Genomic DNA, 22,571 nt, shown 5'->3' with positions numbered 1-22,571 from the left:
TTCGTGCTACTTCCCGTTCCTCGAACCGTACTGCTCGCGGTTTCACCGGTCGCTATTCGAGACTGTTTACAAAATAAAGTGTCTCGCGGCTCACTTCGTTCGCCGCTCGGCTATCCGAGATTCTCGCTCCGCTCGAATCTCGCTGCTCGCGGTTTTCGCTCCCGGTGGTCGCTCCAACCGCGCTAATCGTCTGCGTGCGCTTCCGCACCGCTCGCGACAACATCAATCTCGCCGGCATCCAGCTCTTCTTCGATTTCGCGGGCCGCCTGCACCATGTTCTCCATCTTGCCGTAGGCGACTTCGCGAGGCAGGAGCTTCACGCCACAGTCCGGCGAAACGGTGAGTCGCTCCGGGGGCACGACTTCCAGACCCTTCTTGATGTTCTCCTTGATTTCCTCGACGGACTCGACTTCCGCGGTGTGGGCGTCCAGCACACCCATGGCGAAGTCTTTCGTGAACTCGTGCTCTTTGAAAACGTCGAGCTGGTCGTAGTCGCCGTTGGCGAGTTCCAGGTCGTACTCGTGGACCGGGTAGTCCAGAATCTCGGGGTAGATACGCGAGTAGTCGCCGTAACAGACGTGTAGCCCGAGGCGCACGTCGTCGGGGATCTCGTCGACGATGCGTTCCAGACACTCGCCGACGATAGCGTGGTCGTCCGGCGTCGTGGCCAGCGCGGGCTCGTCGATCTGGATGTAGCGCGCGCCGGCTTCGACCAGCGCCTCGATCTCCTCGTTGACGAGGTCGGCCAGCTCGTAGGCCAGTTGCTCCTCGCTGTCGTAGACCTCGTTGAACGACCAGTTCGCCAGGGTGTACGGCCCCGTGATCGGGACCTTGACCGGCCGCTCGGCGACCTCGTCGGTGAATTCGAACTCCTCGACGAGCCACTGCTCGCCGTATTCGACCTCGTCGGCGACGCTGGGCTTGTCGAAGTAGTTGTGGCCCCACACCTTCACGCGGCCGTTGAACTCGTAGCCGTCGATGCGGTGGGCGAAGTACTCCACCATCTCGTTGCGGCGCATCTCGCCGTCACAGATGACGTCGAGACCCGCGCGTTCGTGCTCGTGGGTGATGAGCCGCGAGGCGTCGTCTTTCGATTCTTCCCACTCGTCTTCGCCGAAGTCGGCGTCCTCGTCCTCGAACAGCTCGCGTGCACGGTCGTGCCACTTGGGCTTGGGGTAGGAGCCGACGACGGTCGTCAGCAGGAAGTGGTCGTTCGGGTGATCCGCCGGTTTGAACTGGTCTCGTGGTCCTGTCATCGTTTTATGCCTCCGCCGCCTCCAGGTCGGCAGCGTTTGCGAGCGCTTTGAGCTTGTCTTCGAACTTGTTCACCGGGAGATAGAACGTTTCCGTGTTCGCCGTCGCGTAGACGGTGTCGTAGGCGGTGTTGGTCTGCTGTTCGAACCAGTCGATGCGGTCCCGGATCGTCTCGGGGGCCTCGACCAGCGTGTTCTGGCCGTCGACGACGCCCAGCGCCACGTCGTCCTTGGTGCCGTACTCCTGCACGTTGTAGACCGTCTGGTCGTGGTTCGCCACGAGGTCGAAGCCGATGGCATCCACGTCGGCGTCCATCAGGTGCGCGTAGGCTTTCTCCTCGATTGCGCCCCAGTAGGTATGAGCGACGACCTCGGCGTCGGCGGCCGAGGCGACTGCGTCGATTGCCTCGGCAGCGCGTTCGTCCTCACCGTCGGCGGGGGCGTTCTCGACCAGCGACGGTTCGAGCAGGAACAGCGTCTCAACGTCGGGGAACGCGTTCACTTCCTCGACGAGGAAGTCGGCGACAGCGTCGAGGAACTCGGCGTCGTCGCCGTAGTACTCGTCTGTCGCCAGGTCGGCGAGCGAGTACGGGCCGGGGAGGACGGCCTGGAGTCCGTCGTTGACGTGCTCGGCTGCGGCACCGAGGTCTGCGGCGACATCGCCGCCGTCAGCACTGAGGTCGCCCTGCACGACCGGCTCTCGGTAGAAGTTGTTGTTGTCGTAGTAGCGGACGATGCCTTTCGTCTCCACGCTGTCGTGGACCGCGAGCGGGTGCGCGAGCATGTCGTCCCAGCGGAGTTGGCCCTCGACCACGCGGTCGAGTCCGGCGTCCTGCTGGATGGAGATGACTTCCTCGCGTGCCTTGTCGTAGGCCGTGACGACCTCGCCGGACTCGTCGCCCGAGATGAGGTCGGTCTTCTGATGGCCTTTCAGATCTGCCAGTTCGTCCTTGGCCCAGTCCGGAAGCGGAAAGAGCCCAGGGGTCGTGGCGATTACCTGTGTCATTGCCGTGGAGTAGGAAATGACGGGCTTTAATATTTCCTATTCGATAAAATGCCCAGCAGTAATCAATCGCGATAGAACCGCAGGACGACGAGCGCTTCGTATGGGTGTTTCTCACTCGCAAGCTGCTCGCTCGCCAGACCGTGTTCGCTCGCGTACGCTCGCACCGCCGCCGGGTCCGTGAGACTGCTGACGAGCATGAGCGCTTCGCCGCCCAGGGCCAGCACGCGCTCGACGGTTTCGAGGAACGGGTCGACGAGGCGACGGCCGTCGTCGCCGCCCGACAGCGCGTGTTCCATCCAGTCGTCCCACTCCTGTTCGGGCGGCGTCGGCAGGTAGGGCGGGTTGAACGCCACGAGGTCGAAGGTGTCCGCTCGGAACGGCTCGACGAGGTCCCCGCGGACGACCGGGACGCCGTTGTCGGCGGCCTCCCGGCAGGCCAGCGGGCTCACGTCGACACCAATCGCCCGGGCCCCGGCGTCGGCGAGTGTCGCGGCGACGTAGCCGGAGCCCGTCCCCACATCGAGGACAGTGTCGCCCGCGTCGACTCGCTCACGGGCCGTTCGAGCCAGGAGGTCCGAGTCCTCCGCCGGCTGGTACACCGACTCTACGCCCCGCTGATCGGCTAGCGACGGGCGTTCGGTGCCGCTCTCCTCGGCTGTCTCTCCCGCTCCTCCGGCGTCGGACTCCTCACCCATCTCAGGCCTCCGGCTGGCCGACCTCGTAGGCGAGCGTCGCCAGCGTAGCGAAGTCGGCCGGCGTTAGCTTCCCGGCGCGGGCGCTCATGAGGTCCTCGTCGGCGGCCTCGACTACCGCGTCGGGGTCGCCCAGCCCGGAGATGTGGGCCGTGTTTCGGACGGCGTTGCGCATCGTCTTCCGGCGCTGGGTGAACACCGCCTTCAGGAAGTCCATAAAGAAGTCGTCGCTGGGGACGGTGTAGTCCGGGGTGCGCGGCGTCGTCCGGACGAGTGCGCTCGTGACGCGCGGCTGCGGGTCGAACGCTTCCGGCGGCACCGTCTCGATGACCTCCACGTCGGCGTAGTGGCCCGCTGTGACCGAAAGCCGCCCGTAGTCGTCCGTCGCGGGGTCGGCGGCCATCCGCTCGGCGAACTCCTGCTGGAACATCAGGATGAGGGGGCGTTGCTCCGGCAGCAACCGAAAGGCGATCTCCGACGACGCGCCGTACGGGAGATTCGAGATGCTGGCGGTGAAATCCGGCAGGTCGATGTCGAGCGCATCGCCCTCGACGACGGTGAGGCGCTCCGCCGCGACCTCGTCGGCGAACTCCTCGCGGAGATGGGCCGCGAACTCCGGATCGCGTTCGATTGCGGTCACCTTCTCGGCCGTCGCGAGCAGGCGGTCGGTCAGTGCGCCCGGACCCGCGCCGATTTCAAGCACGTGCGAGAGGTCAACGCCCGCGTCCGTCGCGTACTCCGGGATGCGGTCCAGTACCCGGTCGTCGACGAGGAAGTGCTGGTCCTTGCGGGTGTCGGCCCGTTTGCCGGCCCGCCGGACCAGCGCGTCGGGGTCCCGACTCCCTGTCTCGGTCGTAGTCATTAGCGGGCCGTAGCGGGTCGCGGTAGAAAAGGGTCGCCTTATACTGGTGGCTGTAAGTTCAGCCGATTGCCGCCGATAGTGTTACGATGACTGTTCCTCGCGCCGGACGAACAGCCGGTACTTCAGGTCGTCGTCCTGTAGCTCTTCGAGTATCCGCTCGACCAGCGTCTCTTTGGGGCTGTGGAGGCCGCTGACACGCTCTTCGAGGTCTTCGAAGCTCTCGAAGGGTTTCCGCTTTCGCTCGTCGAGAATCGTGTTCCGGAGCTTCTTCCCGATGCCCGGCAGGAGGTTCAGCTGATGGAGCCGCAGCGTGATCGGCTGGGCGTCGTTGTAGAAGTCGACGAACCGCTGTTCGTTCGCTTCGACGATCTCCTCGACGGCGTAGTCGAGCTCGGAGCGAGCGCCGCTTGGGATGTCTTCGAACTCGACTTCCGTCACGCGGCCGAACTCCGTCAGATCCACGCGGTCGCCGAACGCGATGTCAACGTCCTTGTCATCGAGCTGGAGCTCGTAGATATAGAACTCCTCGACATCGAGGGCGTACGCAAGCGGCTCCTTCTGGTGTTGTGGCCGGTCGTCTCCGGGCCGTCCGTGCGGGAGGACATCGAGGACAGCCGCCATCATAGTGTCGCCGCCGCTCTCCGATTCAGTCATGTCAGGCAGTACGAGCAGAGCACACTTAATGCCGGTGGATGCCCCGAACCGCGACACGGAGCGCCATCGCTATCTTCACTCTCGGTCCAGCGGCAGCGGACAGTGAATATCGCTCGCGCGGCTGGTCGCCACGAAATCAGAGATAGAGCGGTAAACAACCGAACTGACGATTGTCCTCGTTATGCGTACTGCTTGACGATGTTGAGAATCTCGTCGAGTTCGTCGCCGTCGAGCGTGTACCGCTCCTGGGCGAACACGGCGCGGAGCTCGTCGCGGTCCAGCGGCCGCAGGTTCGCGATCTTGTAGGCTGTCGGCGTATCGACCTTTTCGAGCTGTTCGAGGTCTTCGACCAGCTGCAGCGACTCCTCGGGGTCGAGGACGGCAAAGCGGTTGACGTGCTCGATAGCCCGCTTGAGCTCGTAGCGCATCTCGCGGTCCTCCTCGGCCGCCCGCTCCATCTCGAGGTCTTCGAGTATCTCCTTGGTCTCCGCGACCGTCAGGAACTCCTCACTGACTTTTTCTTTGAATATCGTCATTCTTGCCGGCGCAGGTGCGCAGCGGTGACGATGATGGTCTTCGCCTTGCCACCGTCGACGATGTCGACCTTGTACGCGTCACCCTGCTTCCCTTCGACGGTTCCGGTCTGGCCGTCGAACCGCGGGTGGAAGCGCCCGTTGGGCACGGACGGGTCGATCTTGAGGTGGACTTTCTCGCCGTCGTCGAACTCTTCGACGGCGCGCTGTGGCGGCGAGGTGCCACGGTCGCGGGGCTTGTTCTTGAGCTTGTCTCGTGTTCCTTCGAGGGGTCCGTTTGAACTAGGCATTCTTGCTCCTCGCTAATCCGGTCGCCCTAATAAAACGTGCGTTCCGCGGCCGTCGCTGGTCACGCTCTTGCAGTCGCTACGGACCCGAGTGGAAAACTACAGCGGCGAGTCGACTACAGGCGACCGGTGCTCTCGACGGAGACCGACTCGACGTCATCGACGTTCGCAAAGGCCTCTTCGACGGCTTCCGTCCCGCCGGTGTCGTCAGGGACGATGACTGTCGGCGTCAGCGCGACGAGGCCGAACGCGACGTCCTCGCGCTCGAACCCGTTGATCTTCGTTCCTTCCGGAAGCACGCCCTCGAGACGCTCCTGCAGGTCGTCGAGGTCGACTTCGGGGCTCTCCGGCATGACCTTGATCTTGGCTGCTACTTTCCCCATTGTTATGGTCCCATGAAGCCGCAGTCCGGGCACTTGTAGAGGTTGCTCTGCTTCCGGCAGGTGGCACAGCGGTAGATCTGCTGGCCACAGTCCGGGCACTTGAACGCGGCGGCGTTCGTGCCGGCGATGTTGATGCCACACGAGACGCACTTGCGCGCCTGTTTCTGTTGGCTCTCGCTCATACCACTCCGTATCCGACCGCGGCTTTTAACGATTGCCAAACGCGACCGCCACCGCGAGTGACTGCCATGGCCCTAGTTCCCGGGCAGGATGTCCCCGAGCGCAGCGCCGATTGCCATCGGGACGAACGCCACGGCACAGATGCAGGCCGACTCGTAGACGACTGCGGGGTCGGCCGACCACTCGACCAGTCCCCAGCCGGTGAGCAGCGCGACGGAGACGACGAGCGCCGTCCCGGTGACGCCGACGAGCCGCCGCGGGATAAGTCCGAAAATCGGGTTCGCCACCCGCACGTCCTGGAAGTCGGCGACGTACAGAATCGAGACGACTAGGCCGATTGCGATGGCGATAGTCGCGACGAGGTATAGCGGGTGCTGAGCGATGTGCAGTCCGGCGTCGACTGTCCCGCCCTCGACGGCCATGGGAATCCCGAACAGCAGCGAGCCGAGCAGCGCCTCCGCGAGGTCGGACCGGCCGAAGCCCCAGACGACCCGGCCGAAGGTCGCTGGCTCGTGGTCCTGGGAATCCGCGGCCGCGCGCATCGCGTCACGGACCTGCCGTCGCTCGTCTTCGGAGTCGACGAGCTGTTCCAGCTCCTGGAGTTCGTCGAACAGGTTCGCGAACTCGTCGTCCTCTGTGTCCAGTTCGGCCGGTGGGTTCTCGTGTTTGCTCATCTGAACTCGGGCTCGCTATCTCGCGTTGGGACGTCCGGGTCCGGATCGGCACCGGCCGTCGGGGTACCCTCCTCCCAGACGTAGAACCCCTCGCCGGTGACAGCGCCGAGTTGCCCGTTTTCGACTTTCCGACGGAGCAACGCTGGCGGCTCGAATCGCTCGTCCAGCCGCTCGGCGAGGTCTTCTAGTGCCGTAAGCACCGTTTCAAGCCCGTGCCTGTCGGCACGGACGAGCGGCCCGTCGCGATCCGGATCCCCTCGCTCGAACGTGCGGTCGATATCCCGAATCCCGGCGACGCCGTCCTCAACCATCCGAACCGCTTCGGCAATGGTAGCGAGCTCGAGGCGTAGGGCGGCAAACCCCGGCGTGTCGCGGACGACCACCGGCGACGCGTCCAGGCTCTCGGCGAAGTCAGTGACTCGGTCCCGGGTCTCCGCCGTCGTCTGTTCGGCGATGACCACCTCGACAATAGCGCCGTCCGGCGGGTCAACGAGGTTGAGGCCGACGGCCCGGTCCGGGCTCCGCAGGCCGGTCGCGACTGCAGTCACCGACAGCGACGTATCGCTGACGGCGATGAGCGTCTCGGCCTCAACCATCGTCTCCGTTTCGGCGACCACTTCCCGGTGGCCGTCCGTATCGCCATCGGTTGCGTCGATGACGACATCGCTGTCGCTGACGGCACTTTCGAGTCCGGTGGTTCCGTCGATACCGGCCGAAACATCCCCGTTGAGTGCGTGCCGGATCTCGTCGACGCGGTCCATCACGTCCGTCGCATCCGTCCCCCGTAGACGTACCTCGTGGCCCGCACGGACACATCGCTGTGCGATATCCTGCCCCCGCCGTCCGGTTCCAAGTACGGCCACAATCATGACTGAACCACTGTACGCCCCGGGTTAAGCCTTTACGCCGTGGTCTGTCGTGGCCCTATCTTCGGTCCGCACTGCGGCTGGGCGGACGGATCGACAGTGGCAACGCCAGTACGTTTTTTTCAACACCGGTTGTATCGCCGGCCATGGACATCGGCGTACTGACAGTTCCCCTGGGCGGACAGTCACTTGACGAGGCGCTGGCGTATCTCAGCGACCTGGGTGTCGATGCGGTCGAGTTGGGGTGTGGCGGCTTCCCCGGCGGCGACCACCTCGACCGGCAGGCGTACCTCGACAACGAGGAGAAGCAGGCCGAACTCGGGGCGCTCCTGGACGAGCACGACCTCCGGGTGAGTGCGCTGGCGACCCACAACAATCCGCTCCATCCCGACGACGAGCGTGCCGCTGAGGCGGATATGGAACTCCGGGAAGCGATCCGGCTGGCCGACCAGCTCGACGTGAACACCGTCACGGGCTTTTCCGGACTGCCTGCCGGTGGCCCCGACGATGAAGTGCCGAACTGGATCACCGCGCCGTGGCCGACCGAACACGCCGACGCCCACGAGTACCAGTGGCGCGTCGCCGACGAGTACTGGTCGGACCTCGCGGCTCACGCGGGCGCACACGACGTGGATGTCGCCATCGAGATGCATCCCAACATGCTGGTGTACGAGCCCCGCGGCCTGCTGGAATTGCGCCGGCGGACGAACGACCGAATCGGCGCGAACTTCGACCCGTCGCATCTGTACTGGCAGGGCATCGATGTGACCGAGGCCATCCGCCTGCTCGGCGAGCACGACGCCATCCACCACTTCCACGCCAAGGACACGAAGGTGTACGAGTCAAACGCCCGCGAGAAGGGCGTGCTGGACACTGCACCGTATACTGACGAACCGGACCGGTCGTGGCTGTTTCGCTCTATCGGCTACGGCCACGACGAGTCCCACTGGAAAGACGTGGTGTCGACGCTGCGGATGGTCGGCTACGACGGCGCGCTCTCCATCGAGCACGAGGACTCACTCACCAGCGCCCGCGAGGGACTGGAGAAGGCCGTCGACGTGCTCGACCGCGCCGTCTTCGAGACCCAGCCCGGCGACGCCTACTGGGCTGAGTGACCGATACGAGCGATAGCGGGACTTTTTGCGGCACTTATGCTTATATAGTGTCTGTGAGATATTCCGATTGGATTACCGTATCCAGTGACACTACATGGACATCGAACTCACACACAAGCCCTCGTACACGCACGTCCGCGTTATTCTCGACAGCGGCGAATCGATACTCGCGGAACCCGGCGCGATGGTCAGCCACTCGCCGACCATCGAAATTGAGACGACGACCAGCCGGGACGGCCTCCTCAGCTCCGCGAAGTCGATGCTCGGCGGTGAGTCGCTGCTCGCAAACGAGTTCACCGCGCAGGGCGGTTCGGGCACCCTGACCCTCGCGCCGCCCACGCCCGGTGACGTCCACCACCACGAACTCACCGGCGAGACGCTGTACGCCGTCGATGGGGCGTTCCTCGCGTCCGACCCCGACATCGATATCGACTCCGAGTTCGGCGGTATCAAATCGATGCTGGCCGGCGCGAGCATCACGCCGCTGGCGCTAAAGGGGACCGGAAACGTCCTCATCGAGGCCTTCGGTGGGCTGGAGACCGTGGAACTCGACGCCGGCGAGTCCTACACAATCGACAACGATCACGTCGTCGCCTGGGAGGAGTCAGTCAACTTCGACGCCCACCGCGTCGGCGGGCTGAAGTCGACGTTACTCAGCGGGGAGGGGCTCGTGATGGACTTCACCGGTCCCGGAACAGTCTGGTATCAGACGCGCGGTCTCGACTCGTTCACTTCGGCTATCGCTGACGCGCTGCCCGGGACGGGTGATAACGACGGTGACGCGTCCGGTCTGGACGACTTCATCTGACTGTCGGAAGTCCGCTGGAGAACAGCCGCGTTCAGGAGAGTGCTTGCGTGATATCCGTCGACGACACCATGCCGACGTAGTCCTGATGCTCGTCGATGACCGGGAGATGCTTGATGTCGTAGGTCGTCATCATCGCGGCGGCCTCGCCCAGTTCGAGCGAGGTCGTCACCCGCTCGACCGGCGACGTCATCACGTCGCCCACGGTCGCCGTCGAGAGGTCCTTCCCGGCCGCGACGGCGTCGACGATATCGGTGGTCGTGATGATGCCCGCCTGCGCCCCCGGGACGAAGATGCCGTTGATGTTCTGGGCTTGCATCTGGGTCGCGGCCGCTTTGACGGTCTCGTCTGCGGAAATCGTCTCTAACGGCGTCGACATGATGTCCTCGATGCGGACAGTCGTTTCAGTGGCCATGCAGGGTCAACGCGCGCATCGGGTTTTGTCTTTTCCCTCGCGGCGGCCCGCCGTCCTGCCGTCACCCTGAGCGTTATTTCGGCTCCGGGTGAACAGCCGTGCATGACACTGGATATCGGTATGCTGGGCTATCGGTTCACGGCCACCTTTTTCCCGCTCGGGTGGCCTGCGGCCACCACTCGCGGCAAAAACGCGGTCTTGCTGAGCGGAGCGAAGCAAGGCTCGAAAGACGAGCGCAGCGCGTCTTTCGGTGGCGAAAAAGGCCGCTCACTCACTGCGTTCGTTCGCGGTAGTGGGGTGACAGCATGACCCTCGACATCGGCATGCTCGGCTATCGGTTCATGGGCAAGGCCCACGCGAACGCCCTGGACCGCCTGCCCATGTTCTTCCCCGAAGCGCCCGCCGTCAACAAGGACGTGCTCGTCGGCCGCGACGAGGACGCGCTGGCCGACGCGGCCGACCAGTTCGGCTTCGACCGGACCGCGACCGACTGGCAGGACGTCGTCGACGAGGTGGACGTGTTCTACAACCTCGGTCCGAACCACGTCCACGCCGAACCGTCCATCGCAGCGCTGGAGGCCGGGACGCCGACGTTCTGTGAGAAACCGCTCGCGCCCACGCTCGATATGGCCGAAGAAATGGCAGCGGCCGCCGCCGACGCCGACGTGCCCGCGGGCGCGGCGTTCAACTACCGCTTCGTCCCGGCCATCCAGTACGCCAAGGGGCTCATCGCCGACGGCGAACTCGGCGAGATTCACCACTTCCGCGGGCAGTACCTCCAGGACTGGCTGGTCGACCCCGACGCGCCGTGGTCCTGGCGCAACGACGCGGAGATGGCCGGAAGCGGGGCGCTCGGTGACCTCGGCTCCCACACGGTCGATCTAGCCCGGTTCCTGCTCGGCGACGCCGCCGGCGAAATAACGGACGTGAGCGGTCACCTCCGGACGTTCACGGAAGAACGCCCCGTAGAGGGAAGCGACGAGACGCGCCCGGTGACCGTCGACGACGCCTACAGCGCCCAGATCGCGTTCGAGAACGGCGCGATGGGAACGCTGGAGGCGTCCCGCGTCGCCAACGGCCACAAGAACGCCCACACCGTCGAAATCGAGGGGTCGAAGGGCGCGATAAAGTTCGATTTGGAGCGGCTGAACGAACTGCAGGTGCTCACCGAGGGCGACCGCGGCTTCCAGCAGGTGCTCGTCACCGATGCGGACGACCCCTACGTCGACCACTGGTGGCCCCCGGGCCACGTCATCGGCTGGGAGCACACGTTCGTCCACGAGAACTACGAGTTCCTCACTGCCGTCGCCGAGGGTGGCGAACAGGAGCCGTCCTTCGCCGACGGGCTCGCCGCACAGCGGGTCCTCGACGCTGTCGAGCAAAGCGACGAGCGCGGCGAGTGGGTCAGTCTATAGGCCGCGAACCGAAACCCCCTTTCGGCGGCCACTGGTAGGGCCTGGCATGCTCTCTATCGCGCTGGCCGGCAAACCGAACGCCGGCAAGTCTACCTTCTACAAGGCGGCGACGATGGCCGACGTGGACGTGGGGAACTACCCGTTCACGACCATCGACGCCAACCGCGGGGTCAGCCACGTCCGAACGGAGTGCCCCTGTCTCGACCGTGAGGAACGCTGTGGCGACGATAACTGCCGGGACGGCAAGCGCTACGTCCCGGTGGAACTCATCGACGTGGCCGGCCTCGTCCCCGGCGCACACGAGGGCCGCGGCCTCGGCAACCAGTTCCTCGACGAGCTGTCGACCGCCGACGTGATTCTCAACGTCGTCGACGCCTCCGGCGGGACCGACTCCGAGGGCGAACCGGTCGAGGTCGGCGAGCACGACCCCGTCGAGGACGTTCACTTCGTCGAGGAGGAGATGGACCTGTGGCTCGCCAGCATCGTCGAGCGAAACTGGGAGTCCATCGAGCGCCAGTCCCGCTCGCCGGATTTCAAACTCGACGAGTCACTCGTGGATATGCTGGCCGGTGTCGGTGCCTCCGAGCTCGACGTGGCGCGGACGCTGCGGGATCTTGAGTACCCCGAGGACCCTATCGCCTGGACCGACGAACACCGCGAGGCGCTGGCGACGGAGATCCGCCAGCGGACGAAGCCGCTCGTCGTCGTCGCGAACAAGGCCGACATCGCCCCCGAGGGGAACATCGAGGCCCTGCAGGCGGCCGCCGACGTGGTCGTGCCCGCGACGGCCGACGGCGAACTCGCACTGCGCAACGCCGCGCAGGCCGGGGTCATCGACTACGACCCGGGCGACCCGGACTTCGACATCGTCGGCGACGTGAGCGACCAGCAACGGGAGGGGCTGAACCGCATCCGCGGCGTGATGGAAGAGTGGGGCGGGACCGGTGTCCAGGGCGCTCTTGACACCGCCGTCTACGATCTGCTGGACCACTTCACGGCCTATCCCGTCCAGAACGAGACGCACTGGACCGACGGCCAGGGGAACGTTCTCCCTGATGCGTTTCTGCTCCGACGGGGCGCGACGCCGAAAGACCTCGCCTACGCCGTCCACTCCGACATCGGCGACGGTTACATCCACGCCGTCGACGCCCGCGAGAACCGGCGCATCAGCGACGAAACGGAACTCGAAGAGGGGGCGGTCATCAAAATCGTCAGCGACGCGAACTGAGCGCTTGGCTCACGACCACTCTCTCACTCTTACTCCGGCAGCAAGTCCTGTAACGTCGCCCGAATGTCTTCGCTCCCGGGGCTCTGTGGCACCTGCCCGAGCACGTCGCGTCCGAGTCGTTCCGTCGCCGCACCGACTGAAAGCCTGTCCAGCAGATTTCCGTACTTCAGCGCCAGCCGCGGCGACACGTCGAACAGGAGGTCCCGTTTCCCGATGAGCGAGTGGGTTATCGACAGGATCTCGACAGCGTGGTCGACGTATTGCTCCCTGGCGTCGTCGCCGTAGTCAGCCAACGCGGCCAGCAGGAACTGTTCCAGTTCGGCCTCGCGGTCGTGGAGCGCCGGCGGGTCCGGGAGCATCGTCGTCCCGTCGGGCTGTTCCGGGAGCATACTCCGGCGAGGCGCATACGATAGGACCGCACCGGTGGTGGGCGTGGTTGCAGCGGGGAGTGGCGCAGCCAGTCGCTTCGAGGGGTTCGTATCGGTGAAGACGACGTGGAGGTTCGCCGGCTCGCCGCGCACCGGCTCGTCCCAGCCGTCAGGGATGTGCTCGTACCCTCGCCGGAGCGCCTCCCGCAGCGTCCGCGGAATCCGCCCGCTTTCGCCCTGGAGTTCCAGGTGGAGCACGACGGGACCGTCACCGCTCTTGTCGATGAGAGACCACAGGGCCGGCAGCGCGTCCGCAGCGCCAGCCGAGAGCTCGTAGCAGGCGGCGTCTTGCTCTGCGGCTAGCAGTCGTGCAAGTGTGCCGCCGCGCCAGCCGGTCAGGTCGGCCACGTAGAACCACGGGAGGGTGTGTATCGGGCCGACTGCGGCGTCGCCGGCCGCTGTGTCGATAGTCGGTGGGACTGTCTCCAGATAGCTATCAATAGTCGCTAGTTCGGGCGCGAAATACTCGGTCGTCGCTGGGGGGAGGTCGGTCGTCCGGCGACGGTGGTCGTCGAGTGAGGCCATAGGCGGTGTATGTCCGAGTGCCGGAAAACGGTGACGAGAAGGGAAACCCGTTTTTTACCCCGCCCCGAACCAGGTGTATGAACGTACGGACGATAGCCGACCTTGGGCCCGACGAGCGGGCCGCTTTCTTCGACCGCGACGCCGGCGTCGACGCCGTTAGAGACGACGTGCGCGATATTGTCTCGCAGGTCCACGAGGAGGGCGACGTGGCGCTGCGGCGCTTCGCCGAGGAGTTCGACGACGTGTCGGTGGGAAACATCGACATCACGGACGCCGCCGAGCGAGCCTACGAGGAAATCGACGACGACGTGCGCGAGGCCATCGAAGACGCCGCGGCGAACATCCGCGCGTTCCACGAGCGGCAGGTCCCCGAGGACTGGCGCGACGACTTCGAGGGGCGCGAACTCGGTCGGCGGTTCCGGCCGCTCGACAGCGCCGGCGTGTACGCGCCCGGTGGCACGGCGGCTTACCCCTCCAGCGCGCTGATGGGTGTCATCCCGGCGAAGGTCGCCGGCGTCGAACACGTCGCCGTCGCCACCCCGCCGGCCGAGGAGGTCAACCCCGTAACGCTGGCGGCCATCCACGTCGCTGGCGCTGACGCCGTCTACCAGGTCGGCGGCGCACAGGCCATCGCGGCGCTGGCCTACGGGACCGAGACGGTCAGCGCGACGGACATCGTCGTCGGCCCCGGCAACCGCTGGGTCACAGCGGCGAAGGCCGAGGTCCGTGGCGACGTTGCCATCGACTTCCTCGCCGGCCCCTCAGAAATCATGGTCGTCGCCGACGGCGACGCGGACGCGGAACTGGTCGCGGCCGACCTCGTCGCACAGGCCGAACACGATGAGAACGCCTCCGTTGTCGCCGTCACCGACGACGAAGGCCTCGCCGACCAGGTCGCCACCGCCGTCGACGAACAGGCTGACGGTCGCGAGCGCGAAGCCGTCATCCGCGGTGCGCTCGACAACGACGCCTCCGGCGTGTTGCTCGCTCGCTCGATGAGCGAAGCCGTTCTCTTCGCTGAGGAGTACGCCGCCGAACACCTCTCGATTCAGGCCGACGACGACGAGGCGTTGCTGGAGCGAATTCCCTCCGCTGGGTCCGTGTTCCTCGGCCCGTACAGCCCAGTCGCCGCCGGCGATTACGCCACCGGGACGAACCACGTCCTCCCGACCGGCGGCAACGCGCGGGTCACCGGCGGCCTCTCCGTGGACACGTTCGTCCGGTCGACGACTGTCCAGCGTCTCTCGGAGGACTCGCTGGGCGATATTTCGGACACGATCACGACTCTCGCCGAAGCCGAAGGGCTGGAAGCCCACGCCGAGAGCGTCCGCAAACGGTTCGAGGAGTAAACCGGTTCCTGGACTTTCTCGCAGGTCAACTCAGGACGTATCTCTCCGAGCGGTCCCATCGGCGTCACTGTTAACACGTTCGGGCGTCCACGTAAGTGTATGAGCAGCACAGCGGACGACGGCGATCCGAACCTCGGAGGCGAGGACGTAGCCGTCACCGAGCAGGCAGCGGGAGAGGCACTGGACCTCCTCGAAAGCGAGGGAATGGACGTCGAAGAATCCGGGCTTCGCCTGTACGTCCAGCAGGGCGGCTGTGCCGGACTCTCGTACGGGATGCGATTCGAACATGCACCCGAAGAAGACGACGAGGTGTTCGAGCGCAACGGGCTCCGCGTGTTCGTCGACGACGCCAGTATCGACTACATCGAGGGGTCGGTCCTCGACTATGAGGGTGGCCTGCAGGGGGCTGGGTTCCACGTCCAGAACCCGAACGTGGTCAGCGAATGCGGCTGTGGCGAGTCCTTCCGGACGTAGCTACTCTTCGAGTTCGAACGCCACGACGACTTCGGCCTGGTACTCGCGGCCTTCGACGCTGGCGATTTCGACGCCGAGTTCCTCCACCTCGACCCATTTGAGGTTGTCCAGTGTCGCCTCCGCACGCTCGATGGCGTCGTCAGCGGCTTTGTCGAAGCTTTCCGAACTGGTCCCGATGAGTGTGATCTTCTTGAATACCATGGATGGATGCACCGTGTTGTGTCGGGCAGCTTCCGCCGTCAATTGCGGATGCCCTGTGTGAACCGTCTATTCGAAAACTGATATAATTTGGCGAGGAATACAGAGCTAGATGGCGTATCACTTGCCGGGAGAGGTTTAATTTCGACATGACTTCGATTCCCGAAATACCCACCCATCTTTTATTTTCCGCAGAAATATCTGACCCGTCATAGCTATTGCAAACCCTAGTGTGGGTTCCCCCGAGACGTCTGTGCCGGTTGAGCAGCCGAAAAAAGATCGACTTTGGGACTCTGTATCTCGGTAGGGTAGCCGCCTGGGTGCAGTCAACACTGCCCAGGTTCCGAAATCAGACATTAAATTGACCATTCTCCGCGACGACCCCCGGTTCTCGCGTCGTAACAGTTGCCGTACAAGCTGACGAGGAGCCGATTACCCGAACTCTCATCGATTGTGGCCGGAGCCCAGAGGGATCAGCTACCTCGGTAATACTTGCTGTGGCCTGTCACTGTTTGAGCGTCTCGCCTACCCTACTACCGGGGTAATAGTTGGCTACGTCAGTAACCCAAACGAACTGTTATGTAAAACTGTGAAGAATTATCGCATTATTAGCCAGTGTGACACTTCAATCGAATGGAATGCACACACAGACCAGTAAACTCACAGCAGTCTCGATGGTACTGCTGTTGTTAGTATCGTCAACAATTGCACTGGGGTTAGCTGGCGGTGCATCCCTGCAAGAGGCTGGGAACGCGGGGAATGCCGGGGCCGCGACGGTCACGTTCTCCGACCAGACGACTGCGGGCACGACTGTCACCGTCGACTCGGTGAACGTCTCTGACGGAGGCTTTGTCGCGATTCACGACAGCAGCCTGTTCGAGGGTAACGTCGCGGGGAGCGTAATCGGAGTGAGTGAGTACCTCGAACCAGGCGAGCACGACAACGTGGAAGTTACGCTGTTCGACGTCCCAGGTGCGGAGTTCGACCGCAGCGAACTGTCGGAAAACGATACGCTGATCGCGATGCCACACCGCGATACGAACGCCAACGAGACGTACGACTTCGTGGCCACTGACGGCGCGGCTGACGGCCCCTACGTGTCGGATGGGTCAGCAGTCACCGATACGGCCAACGTCACTGTCGAACAAGAGGAAGTAGAAGGCGAGTCCTACACCGTCTCGAACCTTTCGGCACCGTTGAGTGCTGAACAGGGCGACACGGTGATCATCAACGCGACGGTGACGAACCCGAACACCGAGACAGACACACAGGAAGTGGTGTTCCGGTTCGACGGTAACGCGGTAGTTCGCGACCAGGTCGAACTCGAGGGTGGGAACTCCACAACTGTCTCCTACAGCCTCAACACGTCGTCTGTTGAAACTGGAACGTACTTCCACGGCGTGTACACCCAGTCAGACGGAGCACCGGCACAGATCCAGGTCGTCGACGAAGTCCAGTCCTTCGAGGTGACGGACCTCGAGGCTCCTGATACTGTCACCGCCGGAAGCGAGTTCACGGTGAACGCGACTGTAACCAATCCCAATGCGTTCGCCAGCGAACAGCCCGTCGAGTTCCGGTTCCAGGGCACTCTCATCGAGGCACGGGACGTCTCCCTCACCGCCGGAGAGACTTCGACGGTCGAGTTCCAGGTCGACGCGACAGGCATCAGTCCGGGAACGTACATCCACAGCGCCTTCACCCGCGACTTCGGGCAGTCAGCGCTCATCACGGTAGAGGCAGCTGGTGAGGAGCCGCCGACCGAAGAACCGACCGAGACTGAGGAACCAACCGAGACGGAAGAACCGACTGAGACTGAGGAACCAACCGAGACGGAAGAACCGACTGAGACTGAGGAACCAACCGAGACGGAAGAACCGACTGAGACTGAGGAACCAACCGAGACGGAAGAACCGACTGAGACTGAGGAACCAACCGAGACAGAGGAACCAACGGAGTCAGAAGCGTAGACCCGTACCGGGGGCCCGATTCGAGAGCCCGCCAGGCAAGGGAACCGCCGGCAGCCCCGGACAGCCCCTCAGCGCAGCGAGGCGCGCCTCCGTTCACGACGTAGCGGACCGCTCCAACCCAGGGAGCTGTCGATTCTCGTCGGTGCGGTGTTCGGGACTGCAGGTGACACGTCTGAAACGCGGACAGGTCACTGAGACTGACGGTCGAGCAACGTCTCGACGTGACTGACAACGCCGGTGAGGTATGCTGTCCCCCAGATTGCCACGAGAATGGCACCGATCGCGTCGAACACGAGATCGAGCATCGTGTCGCCGAGCCCGAACTGTGTCAGAATCGTGTCGTTCCCGGTGGCCGAGGCGACAAGCGTGATCGAGAACTCGATGACCTCCCAGAACACGCCGAAGGCCATCACGAACAAGAGGAGGAACACGAACATGAACCGCGGGGGAATCGAAATCTCGGATGTGTGCTCGTCGAGCGCGCGAACCGTCGTGTACCCGACGGCGGCGACGACCGACGACGAGAGGGCGTGGGTGAGGTGGTCCCACCACCAGATGGTCACGTAGAAGTTTGCCTCGGCCCCGGGAAGGCCGACGGTGCCGAGTGCGTGGAAGAACGCTGCCGCCGTAATCCACAGCGTCAGCGCGGGGTCGAGTGCGATGCCGTAGTCCCGTTCCAGCAGCGCCGGGAGTTGCGTGACGAGGATGGCGACGGTCGAATTGACGATGATGCCGACGTTGCCCCGCTCGATCCCGACCCCGAGAAGCCCGATAAGTGCAAGTGACAGGGCTCGCGAGAGCAGTTGTTGCGTCGCCGTGCTGATCCGGAGGCGGTCACGGACCCTCATACGTCTGGCCGGACCTCCTCGGGGACGCGGTTGGTCCCGGCCTGCTGTCGGACGTAGTACGCGAAAACCACGCCAGCGCCGATACCGGCGATGGTCGATGCGACGAACTCCCACATCACCGCTTCCTCGATGACGTGCTCGGACACCGTCGGATCGAGGATGAAGGTGGTTCCGAGAAACTGGTCGGCCACCCAGCGGACGACCGCCCAGACGCCGGCGGTGGCCATCGTGGTGATGGCGACGAAGACGACGGCGAACCGTGGCGTCATCCGGACGGGCGTAAAGAGCTGGAGTTCGACGGCGATGATGAGCGCGATGGCGGCAACCGAGAGGTAGGTCGCGAGATTGCCGGTCATCGAAAGCGTCGCAAACAGACGGCCGACGACGGGCGATGCCGCAAGCAAAAGGATTTCCCAGGGGAGCATGGCGTACCGGTTGCGCAGAAGAACTGGTGGAAACAGCGCTAGTGCTGCGACGGCGGCCGCAAAGCCGGCCCACAGCAGGTCGGCCTGGACAGCACTTGTCCCCGAAACAGCGGCGAGCATCGCGACGATACACCACGCCGCGAGGGCGTTGACGCGTCTGTCCCGGAGTAACCGCGCTACGTCTCGGCTCATATTGCCTGGTGAGTCGCGACTGGAAAAACCTTATCGACCGATACCGGTGCCGTGGGCTGTTCAGATAGCGCCATACGCCATGGCATACGCGAGCGCGGCGATTGTCACTGCCGCCAGCCCCGTCACGACCGTCTCCAGCCAGTCGACGCCGTCACTGAACGGCCGGGTCGGCGCTCCGACGACGCCCAGTGCGAGGACGCTGAACACGAAGTGCGCCGACCGTTCGAGCGTCGGTGCGGGCAAGAACAGGACGGCCGCCCCGTAGCCGATTCCCAGCGCTGCCCGGGGACGGACGAGTTCGGTCAGCGTGTATCCGCGGAGGTGGACGTACGTCCACACGGCGAGCCAGACCGTCGCGAGCTCGATAGCGAACGCCGCCAGGAGGTGCGTCGTCGGATCGGGGTGGAGTATCACCCGCTCGGCGACGAGCGTCACGTCGAAGGGATAGAAAAACGGGGGCGGGCCGCCGGTGAAGAGGTCACCGAACGGGTGGGTAAGTAGCCCCAGTAGCGCCAGCCCGGTCACCGCCCGGGGGCTGAGCTCGCGGGACTGTGCGACTGTGGCGACGGCAAGCACGGCTAGGACGAACACGAGCATCACGAGCCCCGCGATGGGACCGCTGAGTACGCCCGTGAGAACTGTCAGTGCGACGCCGATGGACAGCGATCCGATCCGGGCAGCCCGCGAGTTGGTAGCCCAGAGGCCGGCCGCGGCGGCGAGTGCCGCCCCTAGCAGGAGCGAGTGCGTCGGTCCGCGGTGGACGACGTTCGCGGTCTCCCAGAAGCCGTCCGCGGTCAGATTTTCGGCGGCCCCGACGAGCAGCCCGAAGGGGGCGTAGACGATATCGACGTCGGGAACCGCGGCGAACAGGCCGGCGATGACGGCCAACTGGACCGCCCGCTCGCGGGAGAGCCCCAGCCACCGCGCGGCGAGGGCTCCGAGGGCGAACGCAAATAGTGCGTGCCCGACGAACATACGCTGGCTACGGTGGCGATAGGCTTAAACACCACGTGTGAAGGGATATCGTGCGTCTCGACCCGTTCAGGATCCGGAATCGACTTTCGTCCAGCGTTCTTCGATGGCCGCGTTAGCCCTGACGACAGTATCGCCGTCGACCCGGAACCGCGTCTTCCGGAGTTCGATGGCAGCCACCTCGCCGGTGGTGTCGCCGGCTTTGATCGTGTCGCCGGGGTTGAAGTCGGGGTCGCGGAGGAGGTAGACGCCGGCGACAGCGTCTTTGATCATCTCCGAGAGCGCGTAGGAGACGCCGAGCGCGAGGAATCCGGTCGCCGTGCCCAGCGACGCGGCGATGGCGGTCAGGCCGACGATAGAGAGGAAGGATAGCGCCACGCCGAACCACAGGAACACGAGCACGATGACCCCGAGAAACTGTCGATAGACGGGTGACTCGCCGGGCAGCGACCGTTTCAGAACGGCCCGTACGACGACCATGATGGCTTTGACACCCACCGCCGCGACCGCGAGAAAGACGAACCCGGTTATGAGGCGCGGGAGCGCGTCGACGACGTTCGTGACTAGCTGTTCGAGCGCTCGATTGATGACACCGACTTGCACGCCGGATGGTGGACGGAGAGCCCCCTAAGTGTTGGCGTCAGCCGACGTGGCTGTGTCGCCGGGGTGACGGACCACCTCGTAGTCCCCGTCTTCGGTGATCCCGATGACGGCCCAGTCGTACGATACGTCTTGCCGATTGAGTCGGCGGCTGAGGTGCGTTGCCTCGCCCGTACGTGTGACGAAACAGCGCAAGTCGCCGCCCTCGGGGATCGGGTCCTGCGAGTCGAGCACTGAGACAGTGACGACGCGCCAGTTGCGTTCCGCTCGCAGTTCGGTGCCAGTGCGCGACACGGTGTATCCGAGATCATCGAATATCGACCGGGCCTGCTCGTCGAGTGATGTGGTAACGGCCCCCATCTGAGAGCCAGTACCACTGGCTATCTGATAAACGTTCCCACTAGCCACGAAGCTGACAGTTCGCCCGGGGGAAACGACTATGGAATGAGCGGCGGCGTCGGTGGAAACGGAGATAACAGGTCCTCTCGGTGGCCGATTCGACCCAGCGACAAGGCAGGGCGACAGGACAGTTCGACCGCCCGGACCCGACTGTTACTCGTGAGCGGCGTCCCACTCCTCGGCCTTTCGGAGGTTCGAACAGTCGTTACAGCGGATGCGTCCCATCGAGTCCATGGCGTTGTTGAACGTCTCGCAGTTGCTACAGAAGTAGCCCCAGCGCCGCTCGCGGTCGGCGTCGCGGTAGACGACGTGAAACGTGCCTTTCGTGCCGATGTCGCCGTCGCTCCTGTCGACGTACAGCGTCTCGCCGTCGGGACCTTCGAGTGCGTCCATACGTACGCATGACGGGCCAGCGGCTAAATCACTGCGGAAACCATTAGTGGCTGGTCCCCCTGCACTGTGGGTGTGAGTCCCCGGATCATCCACTACTCCGACGTGGAGAAAGCGTACGATACACCCGAACGAATCGGGCGGTTTGCGGGGACAGTGGCCGCCGCCGACGGCCCGGACGCGCTGGTGGTCGGTACCGGGGACAACACCGGGCCGGGGGTGCTGTCGCTGGTCACCGATGGCGAGCAGTCGCTGGACCTCTTCACCGCGCTGACACCCGCGTTCGAGACCCCCGGCAACCACGACTTCGACCACGGGCTCGACGCGACGCGGGACATCATCGCCAGGTCCCCACAGGCGTGGCTGACTGCGAACGCCGAAGAGGACGGCGAGCGGTTCGCCCGACGATTGACCCGGCCGTGGGCGAGTCGGACCGTCGACGGGCAACAGCTCGGCTTCGTCGGCGTGACCGACCCCGACACGGCCTCGGCCAATCCACAGGCGACGACGCTGACGTTCACGGACCCTATCGAAGCCGTCGCCGAGGCAGCCACAGCGCTTCGAGAGAATGGGGCCGACGTCATTGTCGTGCTTTCCCATCTAGGGCGTACTGACGAGAAACTGGCCCGCACCTGCGACGTGGACGTCATTCTCGGCGGGCACGTCCACGAGCGCCGCATCGACTGCGTCGCCGGTACGCTGCTCACCAGACCGGGCGCAAACGGCAAGACCGTCGTCGAGGTCGACCTCGGCGGGCCGGAACCGACTGCGCAGTTCCGCGAGACTGCCGACGGTCCCGTCGACGACCGCGTCGCGGAGGCTATCGAGGACAGACTCTCTGCGGCGGGACTCGACGAGATTATCGGGCACGTTACGGAACCGCTGGACCGGAGCCGGGCGACGACCTACGGCGGCGAGTGCCGGCTCGGCAACCTCGTTGCGGACGCGTACCGGTGGGCGACGGGTGCGGACGTGGGCCTCCAGAACAGCGGTGGCCTCCGGAACGACACGGTCCCGCTGGACGGGGCGCTGACGGTCGCGGATATGGTTTCTGTCGTCCCTTTCGAGGAACCCCTGACCGTCGCCGAACTGACGGGCGAGGAGCTTCGGACGCTGTGCCGACAGGGCAGCGGGCGACAGGTCGAGTTCGGAGAACCGGACTGGTGGCACGCCCACCTCAGCGGCGTCGAACTGGTCTGGAACGTCGACACGCAGACCATCGAACGACTGCGGGTCGACGGGCGACCAGTCCGTGACACCGAGACGTACACGCTCGCGACGAGCAACTACCTCTACTACACCGAGCGGGAGTTTCCGGTTCTGACCGAGTCTCACCGGGTCAGCGTCGCCGACGTACAGTACGAGGCGTTGGCCGACTACGTCCGCGAAACGGATATCGCCCCGGCCGTCGACGGGCGACTCATCCGTCGCTAGCG

General features: G+C 64.7%; 29 protein-coding genes. 9 read left to right on the top strand and 20 right to left on the bottom strand.

Features of this window, described 5'->3' with window-relative positions; all coding sequences use genetic code 11:
• Positions 1–182: 182 nt before the first annotated feature.
• The 11 genes from ACOZ4H_RS13200 to ACOZ4H_RS13150 all read right to left on the bottom strand — a co-directional run bounded on the left by ACOZ4H_RS13200 (position 183) and on the right by ACOZ4H_RS13150 (position 7,393).
• Complete coding sequence (locus tag ACOZ4H_RS13200; RefSeq protein ID WP_424329710.1) at positions 183–1,256, bottom strand: methionine synthase; 1,074 nt, start codon at positions 1,254–1,256, stop codon at positions 183–185.
• Positions 1,257–1,260: 4 nt separating this feature from the next.
• A complete protein-coding gene (locus ACOZ4H_RS13195; protein WP_424329709.1) occupies positions 1,261–2,259 on the bottom strand; it encodes a 5-methyltetrahydropteroyltriglutamate--homocysteine methyltransferase in 999 nt (332 codons plus the stop codon).
• 62 nt (positions 2,260–2,321) lie between these two features.
• The gene (locus ACOZ4H_RS13190) at positions 2,322–2,954 is read right to left on the bottom strand and encodes a HemK2/MTQ2 family protein methyltransferase (protein WP_424329708.1); all 633 of its coding nucleotides are present in this window, start codon (positions 2,952–2,954) and stop codon (positions 2,322–2,324) included.
• Position 2,955: 1 nt separating this feature from the next.
• Entirely contained in the window at positions 2,956–3,813 is an 858-nt protein-coding gene (locus ACOZ4H_RS13185) for a 16S ribosomal RNA methyltransferase A (RefSeq protein WP_424329707.1), read from the bottom strand.
• An 81-nt stretch (positions 3,814–3,894) separates the two neighbouring features.
• Complete coding sequence (locus ACOZ4H_RS13180) at positions 3,895–4,467, bottom strand: DUF655 domain-containing protein (RefSeq protein WP_424329706.1); 573 nt, start codon at positions 4,465–4,467, stop codon at positions 3,895–3,897.
• Between the two features lie 179 nt (positions 4,468–4,646).
• Entirely contained in the window at positions 4,647–5,003 is a 357-nt protein-coding gene (locus tag ACOZ4H_RS13175) for an RNA polymerase Rpb4 family protein (protein ID WP_424329705.1), read from the bottom strand.
• Positions 5,000–5,290: a 50S ribosomal protein L21e gene (locus ACOZ4H_RS13170; protein WP_004593356.1), complete on the bottom strand. Its 291-nt coding sequence runs from the start codon at positions 5,288–5,290 to the stop codon at positions 5,000–5,002. Before ACOZ4H_RS13170 ends, ACOZ4H_RS13175 begins: the two co-directional genes overlap by 4 nt.
• A gap of 113 nt (positions 5,291–5,403) precedes the next feature.
• Positions 5,404–5,670 (bottom strand): elongation factor 1-beta, encoded by a 267-nt coding sequence (locus tag ACOZ4H_RS13165; protein ID WP_004593354.1) that lies wholly within the window; start codon positions 5,668–5,670, stop codon positions 5,404–5,406.
• A gap of 2 nt (positions 5,671–5,672) precedes the next feature.
• A complete protein-coding gene (locus tag ACOZ4H_RS13160; RefSeq protein ID WP_004516620.1) occupies positions 5,673–5,852 on the bottom strand; it encodes an HVO_2753 family zinc finger protein in 180 nt (59 codons plus the stop codon).
• 72 nt (positions 5,853–5,924) lie between these two features.
• Positions 5,925–6,524 (bottom strand): DUF2391 domain-containing protein, encoded by a 600-nt coding sequence (locus ACOZ4H_RS13155; RefSeq protein ID WP_424329704.1) that lies wholly within the window; start codon positions 6,522–6,524, stop codon positions 5,925–5,927.
• Positions 6,521–7,393, bottom strand: coding sequence for a 3-hydroxyacyl-CoA dehydrogenase family protein (locus tag ACOZ4H_RS13150; RefSeq protein WP_424329703.1), 873 nt, complete (start codon positions 7,391–7,393; stop codon positions 6,521–6,523). The genes ACOZ4H_RS13155 and ACOZ4H_RS13150 overlap by 4 nt, the downstream gene beginning before the upstream one ends.
• A gap of 143 nt (positions 7,394–7,536) precedes the next feature.
• On the opposite strand from ACOZ4H_RS13150, the gene ACOZ4H_RS13145 reads away from it, so the two are divergent.
• Both ACOZ4H_RS13145 and ACOZ4H_RS13140 read left to right on the top strand, forming a co-directional pair.
• On the top strand, positions 7,537–8,505 hold the full coding sequence (locus ACOZ4H_RS13145) for a sugar phosphate isomerase/epimerase family protein (RefSeq protein WP_424329702.1): 969 nt from the start codon (positions 7,537–7,539) through the stop codon (positions 8,503–8,505).
• Between the two features lie 94 nt (positions 8,506–8,599).
• Positions 8,600–9,313: a TIGR00266 family protein gene (locus ACOZ4H_RS13140; protein WP_424329701.1), complete on the top strand. Its 714-nt coding sequence runs from the start codon at positions 8,600–8,602 to the stop codon at positions 9,311–9,313.
• 31 nt (positions 9,314–9,344) lie between these two features.
• Here ACOZ4H_RS13140 and ACOZ4H_RS13135 read toward each other — a convergent pair whose 3' ends face one another.
• Positions 9,345–9,725: a CBS domain-containing protein gene (locus ACOZ4H_RS13135; protein ID WP_004516615.1), complete on the bottom strand. Its 381-nt coding sequence runs from the start codon at positions 9,723–9,725 to the stop codon at positions 9,345–9,347.
• Between the two features lie 102 nt (positions 9,726–9,827).
• Here ACOZ4H_RS13135 and ACOZ4H_RS13130 point away from each other — a divergent pair, with 102 nt between their 5' ends.
• Genes ACOZ4H_RS13130 through ACOZ4H_RS13120 form a run of 3 tightly spaced genes read left to right on the top strand, consistent with a single transcriptional unit; the run spans position 9,828 to position 12,368 of the window.
• Complete coding sequence (locus tag ACOZ4H_RS13130; protein ID WP_424329700.1) at positions 9,828–10,034, top strand: hypothetical protein; 207 nt, start codon at positions 9,828–9,830, stop codon at positions 10,032–10,034.
• The gene (locus ACOZ4H_RS13125) at positions 10,031–11,140 is read left to right on the top strand and encodes a Gfo/Idh/MocA family protein (protein WP_424329699.1); all 1,110 of its coding nucleotides are present in this window, start codon (positions 10,031–10,033) and stop codon (positions 11,138–11,140) included. Before ACOZ4H_RS13130 ends, ACOZ4H_RS13125 begins: the two co-directional genes overlap by 4 nt.
• Positions 11,141–11,186: 46 nt before the next feature.
• Positions 11,187–12,368 carry a redox-regulated ATPase YchF gene (locus ACOZ4H_RS13120; protein WP_424329698.1) on the top strand — a complete coding sequence of 394 codons (1,182 nt, stop codon included), beginning with the start codon at positions 11,187–11,189 and terminating at the stop codon, positions 12,366–12,368.
• Between the two features lie 29 nt (positions 12,369–12,397).
• On the opposite strand, the gene ACOZ4H_RS13115 is transcribed toward ACOZ4H_RS13120, so the two are convergent.
• Positions 12,398–13,321 (bottom strand): hypothetical protein, encoded by a 924-nt coding sequence (locus ACOZ4H_RS13115; RefSeq protein WP_424329697.1) that lies wholly within the window; start codon positions 13,319–13,321, stop codon positions 12,398–12,400.
• 77 nt (positions 13,322–13,398) lie between these two features.
• Here ACOZ4H_RS13115 and hisD point away from each other — a divergent pair, with 77 nt between their 5' ends.
• Positions 13,399–14,670, top strand: a complete 1,272-nt coding sequence (gene hisD, locus ACOZ4H_RS13110; protein WP_424329696.1) for a histidinol dehydrogenase — start codon at positions 13,399–13,401, stop codon at positions 14,668–14,670.
• A 99-nt stretch (positions 14,671–14,769) separates the two neighbouring features.
• On the top strand, positions 14,770–15,144 hold the full coding sequence (locus ACOZ4H_RS13105) for a HesB/IscA family protein (protein WP_004516609.1): 375 nt from the start codon (positions 14,770–14,772) through the stop codon (positions 15,142–15,144).
• Here the strand turns inward: ACOZ4H_RS13105 and ACOZ4H_RS13100 are convergent, their stop codons facing one another.
• Positions 15,145–15,345 carry a dodecin gene (locus ACOZ4H_RS13100; protein ID WP_004516608.1) on the bottom strand — a complete coding sequence of 67 codons (201 nt, stop codon included), beginning with the start codon at positions 15,343–15,345 and terminating at the stop codon, positions 15,145–15,147.
• A gap of 635 nt (positions 15,346–15,980) precedes the next feature.
• On the opposite strand from ACOZ4H_RS13100, the gene ACOZ4H_RS13095 reads away from it, so the two are divergent.
• Entirely contained in the window at positions 15,981–17,309 is a 1,329-nt protein-coding gene (locus ACOZ4H_RS13095; RefSeq protein WP_424329695.1) for a DUF7282 domain-containing protein, read from the top strand.
• A gap of 188 nt (positions 17,310–17,497) precedes the next feature.
• On the opposite strand, the gene ACOZ4H_RS13090 is transcribed toward ACOZ4H_RS13095, so the two are convergent.
• The 6 genes from ACOZ4H_RS13090 to ACOZ4H_RS13065 form a co-directional block, all read right to left on the bottom strand.
• Positions 17,498–18,157, bottom strand: a complete 660-nt coding sequence (locus tag ACOZ4H_RS13090; protein ID WP_424329694.1) for a hypothetical protein — start codon at positions 18,155–18,157, stop codon at positions 17,498–17,500.
• A complete protein-coding gene (locus ACOZ4H_RS13085; protein WP_424329693.1) occupies positions 18,154–18,774 on the bottom strand; it encodes a hypothetical protein in 621 nt (206 codons plus the stop codon). The genes ACOZ4H_RS13090 and ACOZ4H_RS13085 overlap by 4 nt, the downstream gene beginning before the upstream one ends.
• 60 nt (positions 18,775–18,834) lie before the next feature.
• Positions 18,835–19,749 (bottom strand): metal-dependent hydrolase, encoded by a 915-nt coding sequence (locus tag ACOZ4H_RS13080; RefSeq protein WP_424329692.1) that lies wholly within the window; start codon positions 19,747–19,749, stop codon positions 18,835–18,837.
• A 66-nt stretch (positions 19,750–19,815) separates the two neighbouring features.
• Positions 19,816–20,349, bottom strand: a complete 534-nt coding sequence (locus tag ACOZ4H_RS13075; RefSeq protein WP_424329691.1) for a mechanosensitive ion channel domain-containing protein — start codon at positions 20,347–20,349, stop codon at positions 19,816–19,818.
• Positions 20,350–20,373: 24 nt separating this feature from the next.
• Positions 20,374–20,706 carry a DUF7116 family protein gene (locus ACOZ4H_RS13070; RefSeq protein ID WP_424329690.1) on the bottom strand — a complete coding sequence of 111 codons (333 nt, stop codon included), beginning with the start codon at positions 20,704–20,706 and terminating at the stop codon, positions 20,374–20,376.
• A gap of 192 nt (positions 20,707–20,898) precedes the next feature.
• Positions 20,899–21,138 (bottom strand): DUF5816 domain-containing protein, encoded by a 240-nt coding sequence (locus ACOZ4H_RS13065; RefSeq protein WP_424329689.1) that lies wholly within the window; start codon positions 21,136–21,138, stop codon positions 20,899–20,901.
• Positions 21,139–21,210: 72 nt separating this feature from the next.
• Here ACOZ4H_RS13065 and ACOZ4H_RS13060 point away from each other — a divergent pair, with 72 nt between their 5' ends.
• Entirely contained in the window at positions 21,211–22,569 is a 1,359-nt protein-coding gene (locus ACOZ4H_RS13060; protein WP_424329688.1) for a bifunctional metallophosphatase/5'-nucleotidase, read from the top strand.
• Positions 22,570–22,571 lie beyond the last annotated feature (2 nt).

Origin of the sequence: Haloarcula amylolytica, from assembly GCF_049705545.1 — an archaeon.
Classification (GTDB): domain Archaea; phylum Halobacteriota; class Halobacteria; order Halobacteriales; family Haloarculaceae; genus Haloarcula; species Haloarcula amylolytica_B.
Note: the sequence above shows the minus strand (reverse complement) of the source record. Positions and strands in the feature narration are given on the sequence as shown.

Bases quoted from the DNA above. Each gene is read 5' to 3' on its own strand.
- ACOZ4H_RS13200 (WP_424329710.1), bottom strand. From the start codon at position 1,256: ATGACAGGACCACGAGACCAGTTCAAACCGGCGGATCACCCGAACGAC.
- ACOZ4H_RS13195 (WP_424329709.1), bottom strand. From the start codon at position 2,259: ATGACACAGGTAATCGCCACGACCCCTGGGCTCTTTCCGCTTCCGGAC.
- ACOZ4H_RS13190 (WP_424329708.1), bottom strand. From the start codon at position 2,954: ATGGGTGAGGAGTCCGACGCCGGAGGAGCGGGAGAGACAGCCGAGGAG.
- ACOZ4H_RS13185 (WP_424329707.1), bottom strand. From the start codon at position 3,813: ATGACTACGACCGAGACAGGGAGTCGGGACCCCGACGCGCTGGTCCGG.
- ACOZ4H_RS13180 (WP_424329706.1), bottom strand. From the start codon at position 4,467: ATGACTGAATCGGAGAGCGGCGGCGACACTATGATGGCGGCTGTCCTC.
- ACOZ4H_RS13175 (WP_424329705.1), bottom strand. From the start codon at position 5,003: ATGACGATATTCAAAGAAAAAGTCAGTGAGGAGTTCCTGACGGTCGCG.
- ACOZ4H_RS13170 (WP_004593356.1), bottom strand. From the start codon at position 5,290: ATGCCTAGTTCAAACGGACCCCTCGAAGGAACACGAGACAAGCTCAAG.
- ACOZ4H_RS13165 (WP_004593354.1), bottom strand. From the start codon at position 5,670: ATGGGGAAAGTAGCAGCCAAGATCAAGGTCATGCCGGAGAGCCCCGAA.
- ACOZ4H_RS13160 (WP_004516620.1), bottom strand. From the start codon at position 5,852: ATGAGCGAGAGCCAACAGAAACAGGCGCGCAAGTGCGTCTCGTGTGGC.
- ACOZ4H_RS13155 (WP_424329704.1), bottom strand. From the start codon at position 6,524: ATGAGCAAACACGAGAACCCACCGGCCGAACTGGACACAGAGGACGAC.
- ACOZ4H_RS13150 (WP_424329703.1), bottom strand. From the start codon at position 7,393: ATGATTGTGGCCGTACTTGGAACCGGACGGCGGGGGCAGGATATCGCA.
- ACOZ4H_RS13145 (WP_424329702.1), top strand. From the start codon at position 7,537: ATGGACATCGGCGTACTGACAGTTCCCCTGGGCGGACAGTCACTTGAC.
- ACOZ4H_RS13140 (WP_424329701.1), top strand. From the start codon at position 8,600: ATGGACATCGAACTCACACACAAGCCCTCGTACACGCACGTCCGCGTT.
- ACOZ4H_RS13135 (WP_004516615.1), bottom strand. From the start codon at position 9,725: ATGGCCACTGAAACGACTGTCCGCATCGAGGACATCATGTCGACGCCG.
- ACOZ4H_RS13130 (WP_424329700.1), top strand. From the start codon at position 9,828: ATGACACTGGATATCGGTATGCTGGGCTATCGGTTCACGGCCACCTTT.
- ACOZ4H_RS13125 (WP_424329699.1), top strand. From the start codon at position 10,031: ATGACCCTCGACATCGGCATGCTCGGCTATCGGTTCATGGGCAAGGCC.
- ACOZ4H_RS13120 (WP_424329698.1), top strand. From the start codon at position 11,187: ATGCTCTCTATCGCGCTGGCCGGCAAACCGAACGCCGGCAAGTCTACC.
- ACOZ4H_RS13115 (WP_424329697.1), bottom strand. From the start codon at position 13,321: ATGGCCTCACTCGACGACCACCGTCGCCGGACGACCGACCTCCCCCCA.
- hisD (WP_424329696.1), top strand. From the start codon at position 13,399: ATGAACGTACGGACGATAGCCGACCTTGGGCCCGACGAGCGGGCCGCT.
- ACOZ4H_RS13105 (WP_004516609.1), top strand. From the start codon at position 14,770: ATGAGCAGCACAGCGGACGACGGCGATCCGAACCTCGGAGGCGAGGAC.
- ACOZ4H_RS13100 (WP_004516608.1), bottom strand. From the start codon at position 15,345: ATGGTATTCAAGAAGATCACACTCATCGGGACCAGTTCGGAAAGCTTC.
- ACOZ4H_RS13095 (WP_424329695.1), top strand. From the start codon at position 15,981: ATGCACACACAGACCAGTAAACTCACAGCAGTCTCGATGGTACTGCTG.
- ACOZ4H_RS13090 (WP_424329694.1), bottom strand. From the start codon at position 18,157: ATGAGGGTCCGTGACCGCCTCCGGATCAGCACGGCGACGCAACAACTG.
- ACOZ4H_RS13085 (WP_424329693.1), bottom strand. From the start codon at position 18,774: ATGAGCCGAGACGTAGCGCGGTTACTCCGGGACAGACGCGTCAACGCC.
- ACOZ4H_RS13080 (WP_424329692.1), bottom strand. From the start codon at position 19,749: ATGTTCGTCGGGCACGCACTATTTGCGTTCGCCCTCGGAGCCCTCGCC.
- ACOZ4H_RS13070 (WP_424329690.1), bottom strand. From the start codon at position 20,706: ATGGGGGCCGTTACCACATCACTCGACGAGCAGGCCCGGTCGATATTC.
- ACOZ4H_RS13065 (WP_424329689.1), bottom strand. From the start codon at position 21,138: ATGGACGCACTCGAAGGTCCCGACGGCGAGACGCTGTACGTCGACAGG.